Annotated in this window: 15 protein-coding genes; 9 read left to right on the forward strand and 6 right to left on the reverse strand. The window is 33.7% G+C overall.

Annotated elements, in window-relative coordinates; translation table 11 throughout:
* Nucleotides 1-35: 35 nt before the first annotated feature.
* From HGP29_RS01640 to HGP29_RS01680, 9 genes are all read left to right on the forward strand, one after another.
* Entirely contained in the window at nucleotides 36-1,223 is a 1,188-nt protein-coding gene (locus HGP29_RS01640) for a class I SAM-dependent methyltransferase (protein WP_168880567.1), read from the forward strand.
* A 129-nt stretch (nucleotides 1,224-1,352) separates the two neighbouring features.
* Nucleotides 1,353-2,615: a GTPase HflX gene (hflX, locus tag HGP29_RS01645; protein WP_168880568.1), complete on the forward strand. Its 1,263-nt coding sequence runs from the start codon at nucleotides 1,353-1,355 to the stop codon at nucleotides 2,613-2,615.
* A gap of 205 nt (nucleotides 2,616-2,820) precedes the next feature.
* Nucleotides 2,821-3,249, forward strand: coding sequence for a YybH family protein (locus HGP29_RS01650; RefSeq protein WP_168880569.1), 429 nt, complete (start codon nucleotides 2,821-2,823; stop codon nucleotides 3,247-3,249).
* Nucleotides 3,250-3,269: 20 nt separating this feature from the next.
* Nucleotides 3,270-3,998, forward strand: coding sequence for a bacillithiol biosynthesis deacetylase BshB1 (gene bshB1, locus HGP29_RS01655; RefSeq protein ID WP_168880570.1), 729 nt, complete (start codon nucleotides 3,270-3,272; stop codon nucleotides 3,996-3,998).
* A 184-nt stretch (nucleotides 3,999-4,182) separates the two neighbouring features.
* Nucleotides 4,183-4,542 carry a hypothetical protein gene (locus tag HGP29_RS01660; RefSeq protein ID WP_168880571.1) on the forward strand — a complete coding sequence of 120 codons (360 nt, stop codon included), beginning with the start codon at nucleotides 4,183-4,185 and terminating at the stop codon, nucleotides 4,540-4,542.
* 92 nt (nucleotides 4,543-4,634) lie between these two features.
* Nucleotides 4,635-6,242 carry a S1C family serine protease gene (locus HGP29_RS01665; protein WP_168880572.1) on the forward strand — a complete coding sequence of 536 codons (1,608 nt, stop codon included), beginning with the start codon at nucleotides 4,635-4,637 and terminating at the stop codon, nucleotides 6,240-6,242.
* 88 nt (nucleotides 6,243-6,330) lie between these two features.
* On the forward strand, nucleotides 6,331-7,887 hold the full coding sequence (locus HGP29_RS01670) for a S1C family serine protease (RefSeq protein WP_168880573.1): 1,557 nt from the start codon (nucleotides 6,331-6,333) through the stop codon (nucleotides 7,885-7,887).
* Nucleotides 7,888-8,055: 168 nt separating this feature from the next.
* Nucleotides 8,056-9,816 (forward strand): arylsulfatase, encoded by a 1,761-nt coding sequence (locus HGP29_RS01675; protein ID WP_168880574.1) that lies wholly within the window; start codon nucleotides 8,056-8,058, stop codon nucleotides 9,814-9,816.
* 167 nt (nucleotides 9,817-9,983) lie between these two features.
* Complete coding sequence (locus HGP29_RS01680) at nucleotides 9,984-10,229, forward strand: hypothetical protein (protein ID WP_168880575.1); 246 nt, start codon at nucleotides 9,984-9,986, stop codon at nucleotides 10,227-10,229.
* A gap of 111 nt (nucleotides 10,230-10,340) precedes the next feature.
* On the opposite strand, the gene HGP29_RS01685 is transcribed toward HGP29_RS01680, so the two are convergent.
* The 6 genes from HGP29_RS01685 to HGP29_RS01710 form a co-directional block, all read right to left on the reverse strand.
* Nucleotides 10,341-10,871, reverse strand: coding sequence for a hypothetical protein (locus HGP29_RS01685; protein WP_168880576.1), 531 nt, complete (start codon nucleotides 10,869-10,871; stop codon nucleotides 10,341-10,343).
* Between the two features lie 121 nt (nucleotides 10,872-10,992).
* Nucleotides 10,993-11,532 (reverse strand): hypothetical protein, encoded by a 540-nt coding sequence (locus tag HGP29_RS01690; RefSeq protein WP_168880577.1) that lies wholly within the window; start codon nucleotides 11,530-11,532, stop codon nucleotides 10,993-10,995.
* A 209-nt stretch (nucleotides 11,533-11,741) separates the two neighbouring features.
* Complete coding sequence (locus HGP29_RS01695; protein ID WP_168880578.1) at nucleotides 11,742-12,218, reverse strand: hypothetical protein; 477 nt, start codon at nucleotides 12,216-12,218, stop codon at nucleotides 11,742-11,744.
* 249 nt (nucleotides 12,219-12,467) lie between these two features.
* Complete coding sequence (locus HGP29_RS01700) at nucleotides 12,468-12,992, reverse strand: hypothetical protein (protein WP_168880579.1); 525 nt, start codon at nucleotides 12,990-12,992, stop codon at nucleotides 12,468-12,470.
* Between the two features lie 98 nt (nucleotides 12,993-13,090).
* Complete coding sequence (locus HGP29_RS01705; RefSeq protein WP_168880580.1) at nucleotides 13,091-13,615, reverse strand: hypothetical protein; 525 nt, start codon at nucleotides 13,613-13,615, stop codon at nucleotides 13,091-13,093.
* Nucleotides 13,616-13,865: 250 nt separating this feature from the next.
* Nucleotides 13,866-14,618, reverse strand: a complete 753-nt coding sequence (locus tag HGP29_RS01710; RefSeq protein ID WP_168880581.1) for an ABC transporter ATP-binding protein — start codon at nucleotides 14,616-14,618, stop codon at nucleotides 13,866-13,868.
* Nucleotide 14,619 lies beyond the last annotated feature (1 nt).

A 14,619-nucleotide genomic window follows, 5' to 3' on the forward strand; every position in this document is an offset into this window, starting at 1 on the left:
CGTACTTTTGCAGGGAAATTTGATTAATTAAGTATATGAGTCTCATTAACGTAGATAAGTTCGAACAACATCTAAAGGATAGTTTAAAGAATAACACTTTTGTAAAAATCACTTTATCGAATAAACGAGTAAAGGAAAATGACCTTAAATCTATTAATGGTAAATTGGTAGAATTAAAAAAAGGACTTCACCTTTCGTGTTTATATAGATATCCTACAAAAGATATTACTAAAAATTACCCTGTTGAAGAAGTGGTGGAAAAGGTGATGAAATACCTTGAAGAAAACTTCTATAATGCAGATTTATATACTGTTGAAGCAGATTATCACTTATTGATCTCTCCAAAGAATTCTGCAAAACTTAGAGTAAAGGCAGCGTCGACAAAAGAGAAACCAAAACTTCAACACGATAAGCAAAAGAACCGCCTTATTGGTACTAAAGACAATGTTTATTTACAAGAACTTGGCGTTACTACCAAAGAGTTTAAAGTAAAGAACAGTATGCAAGATAAATACCGTCAGCTTAATAAATATGTTGAGATTATTGATGGTATTTTGAAGAATGTAAAATTCGATGCATCCTACAATGTTGTAGACATGGGGGCAGGGAAAGGCTACTTGACTTTTGGTTTATACGATTATTTAACGAACGTAATTAAGCAAAAGCCACATGTTATCGGTGTGGAAATGCGTAAGGAGTTGGTCGAGAAATGTAATGGTATTGCGGAGCGTTCGAAATTCGATGACCTTGAGTTTGTCGAAGGAACTATTAAAGAAGCGGAACTTCCAGGGATTGATTTACTGATCGCTTTACATGCTTGTGATACTGCCACAGACGATGCGATTTATAGAGGAATTCAAGCACAGTCGAAAGTGATTGTATGTGCACCTTGTTGTCACAAACAAATCAGAAAACAAATTAATCCAGAAGACTCTTTAAGTAAGATTACACAGTTTGGTATTCTAAAAGAACGTCAGGCTGAATTATTAACCGATGGTATCCGAGCGTTAATAATGGAAGCTTACGGTTATAAAACAAAGGTTTTTGAGTTCATCACTACAGAACATACACCTAAAAATGTATTGGTCGTTGGTGTTCAAGAAGAGAAAAGAACAACTCCAAAACCTGAGGTAGTAGAGCAAATCAATGAAATAAAGCGTATTCATGGTATAACTTCTCATCATCTTGAAGAGTTGTTAGAGATGAACATAACTATTTCGTAATTTCGTAAAGTACTTGTGTTGAGCTGAAATATTTTGTTTCTCTATTCCACAAGTAACGATTTGATTACATATATATAAAAGTGATGAAAGTGAATATCACTTTTCGCCACATCAAAAAAATATAATTTCTTGAAAAAAGAATTTCATCATATAAAAGCAGAAAGTGATAAAGCACCAAGAGCCGTTTTGGTTGGTGTATCACTTAAAGATCAAAAGTTAGAAAAGGCAGAAGAATACTTAGACGAGTTGGCATTCTTGGCTTCTACTTTAGGGATCGAAACCGTAAAAACTTTTATTCAACGTTTAGACCACCCCGACAAAAGAACTTTTGTGGGTAAAGGTAAGTTAGAGGAGATTCTAACTTTTGTAAAGGCGGAAGGAATTGATACAATCATTTTTGATGATGATTTATCTTCTGCCCATGCAAGAAACTTGGATAAAGAAATTGAGGATGTAATGATCATTGACCGTTCGTTACTAATTCTTCAAATCTTTGCCATGCGCGCTAAGTCTGCTCAGGCAAAAACTCAGGTAGAATTGGCACAATACCAATATATGTTACCAAGACTGACCAACTTATGGACTCACCACTCTAGACAAAGAGGTGGTGTAGGTATGAAAGGTCCTGGTGAAACAGAATTGGAAACGGATAAGCGTATTATTCGTGACAAAATATCTTTGTTGCGAAAGAAATTAAAGAAAATTGAAACACAGTCTGACTTACGAAGAAAAAACCGTGACCGTGAGGTTCGTGTGGCATTGGTAGGGTATACCAACGTAGGTAAATCTACGATTATGCGATTGCTGAGTAAGGCAGATGTATTTGCAGAAAATAAACTCTTTGCAACAGTAGACTCTACAGTAAGAAAGATAACAATGAACAATGTTCCTTTCTTGATGACAGATACTGTAGGGTTTATTAGAAAGTTACCTACTACACTGATTGAATCTTTTAAATCTACACTAGACGAAATTGTAGAGGCAGATATTTTGATTCATGTTGTAGATATCTCTCATGAATCTTTTGAAGAGCATATTGAGATAGTGAACAAAACATTATTGGAAATCAAAGCGACAGATAAACCTACGTTGCTTGTTTTCAATAAAGTAGATAACTATGTGGATAGAGAGTATCCTCCATTTGAGGATCATCCTCCTGCAACTCTTGAAGAATGGAAGGAAAGCTACCTTGCAAAAGAATACAATCACATTTTCCTATCTGCAATAAAGAAAGAAGGTGTTGATGAGTTAAAACGTAAGATCTTTGAATTGGTATCTGATAAATTCTACAAGATTTATCCTAATCACCACTCATTTGCTTATAACCAATTGTGGTTGGATAACGGTGGAGAATGGCCAATGCAAGAGAGTAGTTCAGACGAAGACGAATAGGAAAACATTATTCTCTTATTCTAGTTATACATTCAAGAAATGGAGATATATGAAAGTATGTCTCCTTTTTTTTATAGAAGAATGAAGTGGACTACATTCAAAGGAAAAGTATTTCTTAATGAAACTAGAAACACATAACTTCGACCTTTAATTTTATTGAATTACATATTGATAGAAGTAATACCATTTCAAATCAAAGCATCAGATGAAAAGACTTTTTTTACTACTTCTTATATTTATATCCCTTCAAGGGTATTCTCAATCAAAAGACTCTGATTTACAGAAAATACAATCCATTTTGAATAAGCAGGAAAAAGCTTGGAATAGAGCAGATTTAGAAGGCTTTATGGATGGCTATTGGGAATCTGAAGACCTATTATTTATTGGGAAAAGTGGAGTAACCAATGGATGGCAAGCTACTTTGGATAATTATAAAAGATCATATCCGGATGCGAAAGCGATGGGTAAACTTCATTTTACGATTCTTAAAACAGAAAAATTATCAGATAATGTTGCCTTGGTAATAGGCAAGTGGCATTTGACAAGAGAATCAAAAGACTTAGAAGGACATTTCTCCTTAACTTGGAAAAAAATCAATGGAAAATGGGTGATCATTGCTGATCATTCATCATAATCTATACCCTTAAGAAAATCATGAAATTAGATATATTAGTCATCGTGGCCCACCCTGATGATGCGGAATTAAGCTGTTCAGGTACATTAGTAAAAGCCATTCAACAAGGTAAAAAGGTTGGTATTGTAGACCTTACCAAAGGCGAAATGGGAACAAGAGGTACTCCTGAATTAAGAATGGAAGAAGCAGAAAAAGCATCCAAAATTATGGGGTTATCTGTTAGAGAAAACTTGGGGTTTGCAGATTTTTATTTCAAAAATGATGCGGAACATCAAAAGGAAGTCTCTCGTATTATTCGTAAATACCAACCGGATATTATTATCACAAATGCAGTAGAAGACCGCCACCCAGACCACGGAAAAGGAGCAAGGTTAGTTATTGATTCATGTTTTATGAGTGGATTAAGAAAGGTGGTTACTATAGAAAATGGTAAAGAGCAAGAGCCTTGGAGACCTAAAAATGTATTTCATGTAATCCAGTCTAATTATCTAACACCAGACTTTGTTGTAGATGTAACTGAGCAATGGGATGTGAAAGTAGAAGCAATAAAAGCTTTTGCTTCTCAGTTTTTTGTGGGGGATGCAGATGCGGCACCGGGTGAGCCTCAGACATTTATCTCTACGCCTCAATTTATGCAATTTTTAGAAGCGAGAGCCAGAGAATATGGTCAAAGAGTTGGGGCTCAGTTTGCTGAAGGCTTCATGAAATCAGCTCCAATTAAGGTAAATGACCTATTTGACCTAGTCTAGTAAAACAAAAAAACTGGACGTATTGTTTGAATTTTATGATAGTGTAAGTGGCTTATTTTTAGACTTTTATATAAAATGGTGTCGAAGATCACCAAAACTAAAGAGTTAAAAAGGTAAATTATATGTTACAAACCTATTAAAAATCACTACATTTGTAGGGTGAGATAATGCACTTATTATAATTATGCAACGTCTAGAATCTTCTATTAAGAACTTATTGATCCAGAACCGTGACAATAAAGCTTTAGCTAGCTTATGTCCTTATCATCGTCATAGAATTTCCACTTCTGTTGAAAAAGCAAAAGAGGAAGTTGCTGCGTTGTTTAAGGTTTTCGTTGATGGAGAATTGGATCGCTTTAAAAAGCAAATTCCTGAAGAATCTAAAGCTACAATCCGACAAATTGTAGAAGGATATGTAAATGAAGTGCTTGATTTACTAGAAAGACAAATGCTGGATGGTGGTCAACATTATTCTTCAGAAGAACTTATAAATGGATTGGTGAGAATTTTCCATGTGGAAGATTGTCCTGTATTTCATAAATAATATATTAATTTATATCTTAATGCCATAAACTTATTCTAATGAGTTTATGGCATTTTTTTTACTTCAAACTTCTTAATTTAAACTATTGTTGAATGAGAAAATTAATCTCTCTATTAGCTCTCTGTGGACTACTATTTGGCGGATGTGCGTCTATTCTAAATCCTAGGTTTCAAAAAGTTGCTATAAAAACAGCTAAGGGATCGAAACTTACAATTAATGGTGATACACCAAAAAAGAAAGACGGTAAGTATTATATCAAAAGAGGTAGAGATCCTCAGCAAATTGTGATTACTAAAGATGGTTATCAAGATGAATACCATGCTGTAGTAGCACACCGAAAATCACCTCTCTTTTTTGTGTCATTAGGTTTACCTCTTACTTATTTCATTAATCCCGTGGGAGGCATGTTCATATTTGGAGCTCTCTTTGATTATGGGCAGAAATCAATGAATTATGATAAGGCATATGATTTCTCGAAAATGAAACGCGACTTGTATGAGAAAGAAGACAATATCAAAGATGTTCGATTAAATCAGGTATCTGTTTCTGTTGATAAAAAGAAGTTGAATTATGATATTTTCTTCAATTATAAGCAGTATCTAAAAGGCAAAAAATACTACTCAACACACAATCCTAAAAAATCAATTAAGATTGAAAGAGAAGATATCGATATTGAGAATACTGTATTTACAGACATGCTCAACTCAATTTTACATGACAAAGGTTTTATCAACAAAGATAACAAAGCACTAAATAGCTCTTACCTAAACAATGTTTATTTAAATGCTAATCTTGTTGAAATAGATGTAGACGTCATTAATAGTAACGCTAAATTGTCGAGTGGTAAGTTCTTGAATGCTACATTAAAAATTGAGTGGGAAATTTTAGATTACTACAAGAAACAAATTTATAAGAGAACAATTAAAGCGAATTCGGGGCAAATTGTTATCCCTAATAATGGAGAAGATGCAGTGTCTGCAGCATTCTTTATTGCTTCAAGTGATGCGATTAGCAGATCTTTGATTCAGTTTATGAACTTTAAAGAAGTGAAAGAGCATATCAAAGTTTCTGAAGAGCAACTTAGAGAAAACAGCTTCCCAGTGTTAAATATTCCTGTTGCTTCTCAGTATGTATCGACCATGAATGAAGCGATTAACTCTTCTGTGACGATTAAAAATGAAGACGGTCATGGTAGCGGGTTTATCATTTCAGAAAACGGATATATCATTACGAATTATCATGTTATTTCAGATGATTCGAAACCATTGGAAGTAGTAATGAATAACGGAGATACATTTACACCTGAAATCACTAGAGTAGATAAGGTTAATGATTTAGCGTTATTGAAAATTAACGCAGAAGAGTTAATTCCTTATAAAATCAGTGCGTCAGAAGAAATCGAAATTGCTAAAGAAATTTATGCAGTAGGTACTCCAACAGCTGAAGATTTAGGATCGACAGTTTCAAAAGGTATTATTTCTGGTATCCGAAAAAATAAGTCAGGTCAAAAAATATTACAGACTGATGCAAGTATTAATGGAGGTAACAGTGGGGGAGTAATATGTACTAAAGAAGGTTTGGCTTTAGGTGTGGTATCTTCAAAACTAAGAGGATTAGGTATTGAAGGGGTAGCTTTTGGTATTCCGTCGTACCTTATTTTTGAGAAATTGAAAATCAAATACACTACTGTTGAAAAATAAATAATCCGTTTAAAAGGCTAGTCTTTATCTAAGGGCTAGCTTTTTAAGTTTTACCTTCTAGTAATTTTTTTCAGGTAACTATTGTATCATGTATAAGATAATTATCACTCTATTAATTACTTCTTTTCTCTTTAGTGGTTGTGCTACAATTTTGAATGGGAAGTATCAAAGAGTTAGAATTCAGACTGATAAGGGAGCCACTATTCTTGTCAATGGTGAAGAACCAAAAATCAAGAATGGAAAGGTTCATGTAAGTAGATCAAAAACACCACATCAACTAACGGTAACTAAAGAAGGGTATCAAGACGAAAATAGAGTATTGATAGGTTATAAAAGACATCCTTTATATTATTTATCATGGGCTTTTGTCTTTTATATTTTGCCACCTGCTTTAGATAACGGGGATAAAGCTTTCAATTTTGATAAATCATATAGCGTTACTAAAATGAAAAGGGAGTTATATGAAAAAGGAAGTGAGTTAAAAGATGTACGATTAAATAAGGTTTCTGTAGATCTTGATAAGAGTGTACAAAATCAAAAGCTTTTCATTAAGTACAGAAACTATTTAAAAGGCGTAGAGAGTAATTATTACGACAAGTACTACGAAAAAGAAGATATTGATGTTGAAAATACAGTATTTTCAGATATACTGAATGTTACCCTTCATGATAAAGGGTTTATCAACAAAGAAAATAAAGCACTGAATAATTCGTATTTAAATAATGCATATTTAAATGCTAATTTAGTAGCAATGGAAACTGAGCATGTAAAATCACATTATGGTTCAAATGTTGATTTTATCACAGTTAAATTTAAAATCGAATGGGAAATTTTAGATTACTATAAAAAACCTATTTACAAAAGAACAATATCTACAAAGTCAGATCAGTTTGTGGTAGGAAAAGTTGTAGATAGTCCTTCGGAAACAGGTTCTTTCAAAGCAATAAATACAACTATTGAAAAGTCTTTAGTTCAGTTTATGAACCTAAAAGAAGTGAAAGAGCACTTAAAGGTGACTACTGATATTAAAGAAGAAAGCTTTGCTTCATTACCAATCCCTTCAGCACCGAAATATGTTTCCAACATGAATCAAGCAGTAGATGCTTCCGTAACAATTAAGAATGAAAATGGTCATGGGAGTGGATTTATCATCTCTGAAAATGGTTATATCATTACTAATTATCATGTAATTTCTGATAGTGGTAAAGATTATGAAGTAGTTTTAAATGATGGAAGGTCATTTAAGCATGAAATAATAAGAGTAGACAGGGTGAATGATTTGGCATTAATTAAAATTGAGGCAAAAGACTTGGTTCCATTCAAAGTGAGTAATACAAAGGAACATACAATTGCTCAAGAGGTTTATGTCATTGGTACACCTACTGCTGATGACTTAAATTCAACGGTTTCAAAAGGTATTATTTCAGGTATTAGAGAAAATAAATCAGGTCAAACATTATTACAAACGGATGCCAGTATCAATGGTGGTAATAGTGGTGGAGTAATATGTACGAAACAAGGGATGGTTCTAGGGGTAGTATCATCAAAATTAAGTGGACTAGGGATTGAAGGTGTAGCTTTTGGTATTCCTTCACACTTAATTCATGAAAAATTACATCTTGATTTTGTTGAAGTAGATAATTAGTCTTCTGATAAAAATTATAAAGAAAACGGATAGTATTCTCTAATGAGTACTATCCGTTTTTTTATAGACTAGATTCAACTTGTATTCATTTTTGTTCAACTAAAGGCAGTTGAATATCAGGTACTTTTGTGATAGAAAGAAAGATTATATCACAAAAATATTATTGAAATGAAAAAGCTACTTATAATTTCTTGTGTTGCAATAGTATTCTATTCTTGTGACACTCCTCAAAAAGTTACTTCAAATAATAATACTGAAAAACGTCCCAATATTTTATTAATCGTTGGAGATGATATTGCCTTTGGTGATTTGGCACCATATGGTTCTGAAATTAATACCCCTAATATGTCTAAGCTTGCTGATCATGGGGTAAGATTTACAAATTTTCATGCTTCTCCAGTTTGTTCTGTGACTAGAGGCATGCTATTGACAGGAAATAATAGTCATGAAATAGGTCTAGGTACTTTTGATTATGCTGTATATCCTGAATCTGTTGGAAAAAAAGGATACGAAGGATACCTCACCCATGATGCAGTAGCGATCTCAGAGTTATTGAATGATGCAGGCTACAATGTATATAAATCAGGGAAATGGCATTTGGGAAATGGCGAAGAAGGCGATTTACCTATGGAATGGGGATTTACTAAAGAGTTTGGAATATTATCAGGAGGATCCAATCATTGGAATGATCGAGTGATGGTGCCAGATATGACTACTCCTAAAAATCAGAAATTGATAGAAGAAGGGAAGATGCCAGGTATTGATCGAGAAGAATGGTCTTTAAACGGACAATCTTATACTCGTCCGGAAGGAATATATTCCAGTGAGTTGTATACCAATCAAATGATTCAATTCATTAAAGAAGATAGAGAATCAGGGAAGCCTTGGTTCGCATATATGGCATTTACTACAGCACATTTTCCCGTACAGGCTCCTCAAGAGCTAGTAGGTAAATACTTTGAGTATTACTATGAAAAAGGTTATGAAGGTCTAAAGAAAGCAAGGTACGATCAGTTGGTATCACAAGGTATTTTATCACAAAATACTAATGAAGCACCTCAAAATGATTTAACAGAAGAGTGGTCTCAATTATCCGAGGATGAAAAAAGAATGCAAGCTAAAATTATGGCGACTTATGCAGCTATGATAGAAGATCAGGACATTCGTACAGGTCAGATTATTGATTATCTAGAAAGAACTGATCAATTGGATAATACATTAATTATTTATTTAACAGATAACGGTCCGGAAGGTATGGATCCTAGTAATCCTGAAGTAGGAAATGCCGTGTTTAACCAATGGATTGAAGCTAATTTTGATCAGTCTTTTGAGAATATTGGTCAGGCTAACTCAGCCCATACAATAGGCGTCTCTTGGGCGAACGCAACAACTGGAGGATTGCAATGGTGGAAATGGTTTATTGGTGAAGGAGGAATTCGAGTTCCAATGATTATAGTACCACCAAAAGCATTTACAGAAAACTATGAAAGAGCGGGAGAACTTTCAGATGCTGTAGTAAGTGTTAAAGATATTCCCATGACAATATTGGAATATGCAGGTATCGAACATCCACAAACAGAGTATAAAGGAAGGAAAATAATTTCTCCAAGTGGTATAACAATGAAACCATTTTTAGACCAGCAAACTGATGAAGTACGAACAGAAAAAGATTGGTATGCATTTGAGCTTTTTGGAAATAGTTACTTGATAAAAGGAGACTATAAAATCATCAAAGTTCGAACAGGAATGTTTGGTGACGGAGAATGGCATCTTTATAATATTGTTGAAGACCCTTCTGAAACGGTGCCTTTAGAAAAGTTAGAAAGAGAAAGATTTGCCTCAATGATTTCTCTGTATAAAAAATACTCATATGATCATAATATTATCAATGTAGAGGCTTCTTGGAGTCCCTTTAAGGCTGCTAAATAAGGCTTTTTTTAGTGTTTTTGATGTTAATGATAAAGAAAAAATAGAGTATATAAAATAGTCATTGATCATATTCCTGTCATTTATTTGATGAAATTATGGTCAATGATTTTTATTTAAACATAATTGTGTTTATATTTGAATCAAAGATCAACAAAACAATCAAACACATGAAAACAATACTACATGGTGTTCTAAGTGATGTACGATATGAGGGGCAGCAAGCAATGGCTATTCTTAAAACAGAAAATGGTCAAGATACTGTTTTATACCTTAGACCAATTGGTTTAAAAATTATACAAGGGTATGCTGAGAGATCTTTTACTGTTAGAGTAAAAGGGTGGAAAAGCCATGAGAGTATTGATGATGGTATTTATGTAACCAATTTAACCGGGTACTTAAAAGCATCAGCTTAAAAAAGAAAAAAGTAGTATTATATTCTTAGGGGATTAAGAATAATACATTCTATAGAAAAAGCGGCTCACTTTGTGTGACCGCTTTTCTTTTTTATAATCTTTATATAATTTCTATAGCCTGAATGTGACTCCAAACTGACCGCCAGAAACTGTACCTCCTCCAAATTGAAGGTTCAAGCCAATAAAGTCATTAATAAACCAGCGACCTCCAATTTGAATTCCACCACCAAAGCCGGTAGCATTGTCACTATATCCATAAAAACCAACATTGGCACCTGCATACACATCCCATTCAGAAGTAAGATTCAATAATCTATTGAAGTGATAATTACCAATAGCAGATAATGTCCATGCACTATGGCTTTTATCGTTGTTCCATTTGTTATGGTAAGAGAAAACACCACCTACTGAAATATCAGGGTGAAATCCATTGTATTCACCTCCAACATAAAATGGAATACCATGATTACTAAAACCGAATCCAGCATTTATAAACCAAGGATGACCAGTTGCATAACTTCCTCCTTTCTTGGAGTTGGAAGATGTCTGAGTACTATCATTACTTTGAGCATTTACAGTAATCGTTGCTAGTACAGAAAAAATAAAGACCAGAACTAATGATCTTAATTGTGAAGTTCTCATATCTAAATTGTTTGTATTGTTAATTATTTCCTGCAAGTATAAAAAGAAAGAGTAAATTTTGTTAGGACAAAAAAAATACCCCTTGAAAAGGAGTATTTATATAACATTTTTTTGTAAGTCATTATAGATTTAAGTGGACTCCAAACTGAAAACCATAGTTGGCATACCCACTAAAGAAAGGAAATGAGAAGGAGGCTTGTAGACCAACTTTTTCATTAAAGTGGAACTTCCCTCCAAAACCTATGGACATATTGAAAGCACTATAATTGTAATAGTTTTTCCAGTAATCATCAGGGTAACTATAAGCTTGGAAACCTGCGTCACCTTGAGCAAAGACATCCCATTGATTGTTGGTAATACCAAATGCCCTATCGGCATACCATCTAAACTTACAAGCGAAATAGAATGCACTCCAGCTATTTCCATTACTGTTCCACCATGTAATATCAACATTAGGACCTACAGTCCAATCTTGAGCCATATTGAATTCATAGTCTCCATGAAAGCCAATATTTCCGGCAAAAATTAACCCTAGGTTTAAATTATTGGGCCCCATATATCCTGAGCCACTACCTTTAGATTTTGCAGACTCTTGTGCCTGAAGATGTGTAGAGAACAAAAGTGCAATAGTCACAATCAAAAGCGATAATAGTTTTCGCATAATTCAATAAAATTGGTTTTTGAGTTTTTACAATCAACAATGTCAACAAAAACACTAGAAAAAGGTAGTAGAGAAATTAAAAGTTGGGAACGATGTTGAAATAATGAAACAAAAGATTGAAAAAAGGAAGAATGAAACAAAAAAAAGGTTCTATCAACTTCATTTTGTTGATAGAACCTTAAATATTTCAATTGCTTGAATGCCTAATATTATAATTGGAATGTTACACCAATTTGAGCACCTGAACCGATGATGGCTTGTAAACCAAATGAGTCACTGATGTGGAATTTACCACCGATACCAAGTCCCCACCATAAACCGTCAGGGCCATTGATATTAAAACCGATGTTACCGTTAGCAAATACATCCCATTTAGGGTGAGTAATTTTTAATACTCTATCAGCATACCATCTGAAACGGGCACCAATAGCGAAAGCAGTATAATCTTTTCCTTCGTAGTTGTTCCAAGAGTTAAATTCAACTGATGGGCCAACTGTAAAGTCTTGTGCTAAGTTAAATTCATAATCAGCACCAACTCCAAGGTAGTTACCAAAACCTGAAGTTAAACCAACGTTTAAAGTACCTGGACCTTTATAATCTGCAGATCCACCACCATTTTGAGCAAAGGCAGCTGTAGTTAAAGATAACAGTGCAAGCGTTAAGATAAGATTGAATAGTTTTTTCATAAAAAATGAGTTATAAGTTTAGAATCTAAATCGTAATATGAATTTATTATTTTCATTCATAACATAGTAAAAATATATAATCTCGTTAACAAAAACTAATCTTAAGATCACCTTAAATAAAGAATAGTTGATAACCTATTGAAAAATAATGTCAATTGGTTATTTGTGAAGTTGAATAAAAGCAAAAAGGGCCTTTCTAAACGAATAGAAAACCCTTTTTATTATAGTATATACCTATAAAATGATGAATTATAGCCCGATTGAAACTCCAATTTGAGCCCCTGTTCCTATAATAGCATGTAAACCAATTTTTTCATTGAAATGATACTTTGTACCGATACCAATACCCCAATAAATAGGAGAAACTCCGCTGCCATGATGTTCGCCATAATAGTCCGCATTGGTAATACCGAAACCAATATCACCAGAAGCGAAAACATCCCATTTATTACTTGTAATACCTAAAACTCTGTCGGCATACCATCTAAAACGTACACCAAGGCCAATTGTACTGTATTTAGCATATGAGTTACTATATCCATAATATGATGCAGCAGCTGCTAATGTAAAGTCCTGCCCTAATTGTAGAAATTCATAGTCGGCCATAAATCCGGTACTATTATGATTGAAACCAAAGCCTAAACCAACGTTTAAAGAACCTACCCCTTGGTAATGTCCTCCATTATTTGGAGTTGATGGATTATTTTGAGCTGTAACAAGGGTAGAAATAGTTAATCCTAATACAATTAATAGTGTCTGATAAATCTTTTTCATCTTTATAGTAGTTTTCTGAACTTAATTAATGATTGTTTTTGAGTAATGATGATTTCAACAAAGTGAATTGCATCATTTATAGGTAGGTGTTAGTTTAATTATAAACCAATCGAAACTCCAATTTGAGCTCCTGTACCGATAATAGCGTGTAAACCAATTTTTTCATTGAAATGATACTTTGTACCAATACCAATACCCCAATAGATTGGAGAAACACCACTACCATGATGTTCACCATAGTAATCAGCATTAGTAATACCGAAGCCAATATCGCCAGAGGCGAAAACATCCCATTTATTACTTGTGATACCTAATACCCTATCGGCGTACCATCTGAAACGAACACCAAGGCCAATTGTACTGTATTTAGCATATGAGTTGCTATACCCATAGTAAGATGCAGCAGCTGCTAATGTAAAATCCTGCCCTAATTGTAGAAATTCATAGTCGGCCATAAATCCCGTACTGTTATGATTGAAGCCAAAACCTAAACCAACATTAAGTGATCCTACACCTTGATAGTGGCCTCCGTTACTAGGAGTAGATTGATTGTCTTGAGCAGTAGCGAATGTGGAAATAGTTAATCCTAATACAACTAATAGTGTTTGGTAAAACTTTTTCATCTTATTTATTTAATTGTTAAACAGTAGTAATATTTTTGTTTGATATCTTACAAAACGGGTTTTTGTGATTGGGGTTGAAAAAAATGAAAGCGATAATGTTAAAATATTAGAAATACGGTTTTTAATGGGAAATAGGATGTTGAAAAATTGATCTATGTTAATCAAATGGATGTATTACGAACAAAAAAGCAGATAAACTCATCAAGTCTACCTGCTTTTCCTATAATTATTACTTACTTGTTTCTATTTATTACTTCATCCCTTTAAAGGTTCGAACTAATTTATTGGCAAATAAGAAGTCTTTTAATGCTTGTGGCTCGGCATCAAGAATATTTGTCTTATCACCTTCCCATACTTTTAAACCTTTATACATAAACATAATATATTCACCAATCTCCATTACAGAGTTCATGTCATGGGAAACAATTACGGTAGTAAGGTTGTATTCTTGAGTAATTTCATGAATTAACTGATCAATCATCCAAGCTGTTTGAGGATCAAGACCAGAATTGGGTTCATCACAAAATAAATATTGTGAGTTCATGACAATAGCTCTAGCAATACCCACACGCTTTTGCATACCTCCGGAAATCTCTGATGGCATTTTATGGGCAGCATTTTCGAGACCAACTCTTTTTAGGTAGAAGTTTACTCTATCGTCTTTCTCACTTTCCGACATGTCAGAGTGGACATTAAGTGGGAAGCGAACGTTTTCAGCAACAGTTAATGAATCGAAGAGTGCAGAACCTTGAAAGAGCATACCAATTTCACTACGAATTTTCTTTTGCTCTTTACGATCTGATCTATGGAAATCTCTTTGATCATACAGCACTTCACCATCATCTGGAGAGAATAACCCTACAATAGTTTTTAACAGCACACTTTTACCTGTACCACTGGCACCAATAATCATATTAGTTCTTCCTTTTTCGAAAGTAGCACTAATGTCAGAAAGTACGGTTTTGCCTTCAAAAGACTTCTGTATATTCTTAATTTCAATCATG

It is taken from the genome of Flammeovirga agarivorans, from assembly GCF_012641475.1.
GTDB lineage: Bacteria > Bacteroidota > Bacteroidia > Cytophagales > Flammeovirgaceae > Flammeovirga > Flammeovirga agarivorans.

Coding starts and splice junctions, on each gene's coding strand:
- HGP29_RS01705 (WP_168880580.1), bottom strand. CDS start 13,615: ATGAAAAAGTTTTACCAAACACTATTAGTTGTATTAGGATTAACTATT.
- HGP29_RS01710 (WP_168880581.1), bottom strand. CDS start 14,618: ATGATTGAAATTAAGAATATACAGAAGTCTTTTGAAGGCAAAACCGTA.
- HGP29_RS01690 (WP_168880577.1), bottom strand. CDS start 11,532: ATGCGAAAACTATTATCGCTTTTGATTGTGACTATTGCACTTTTGTTC.
- HGP29_RS01700 (WP_168880579.1), bottom strand. CDS start 12,992: ATGAAAAAGATTTATCAGACACTATTAATTGTATTAGGATTAACTATT.
- HGP29_RS01660 (WP_168880571.1), top strand. CDS start 4,183: ATGCAACGTCTAGAATCTTCTATTAAGAACTTATTGATCCAGAACCGT.
- HGP29_RS01665 (WP_168880572.1), top strand. CDS start 4,635: ATGAGAAAATTAATCTCTCTATTAGCTCTCTGTGGACTACTATTTGGC.
- HGP29_RS01650 (WP_168880569.1), top strand. CDS start 2,821: ATGAAAAGACTTTTTTTACTACTTCTTATATTTATATCCCTTCAAGGG.
- HGP29_RS01675 (WP_168880574.1), top strand. CDS start 8,056: ATGAAAAAGCTACTTATAATTTCTTGTGTTGCAATAGTATTCTATTCT.
- HGP29_RS01670 (WP_168880573.1), top strand. CDS start 6,331: ATGTATAAGATAATTATCACTCTATTAATTACTTCTTTTCTCTTTAGT.
- HGP29_RS01695 (WP_168880578.1), bottom strand. CDS start 12,218: ATGAAAAAACTATTCAATCTTATCTTAACGCTTGCACTGTTATCTTTA.
- bshB1 (WP_168880570.1), top strand. CDS start 3,270: ATGAAATTAGATATATTAGTCATCGTGGCCCACCCTGATGATGCGGAA.
- HGP29_RS01685 (WP_168880576.1), bottom strand. CDS start 10,871: ATGAGAACTTCACAATTAAGATCATTAGTTCTGGTCTTTATTTTTTCT.
- HGP29_RS01640 (WP_168880567.1), top strand. CDS start 36: ATGAGTCTCATTAACGTAGATAAGTTCGAACAACATCTAAAGGATAGT.
- HGP29_RS01680 (WP_168880575.1), top strand. CDS start 9,984: ATGAAAACAATACTACATGGTGTTCTAAGTGATGTACGATATGAGGGG.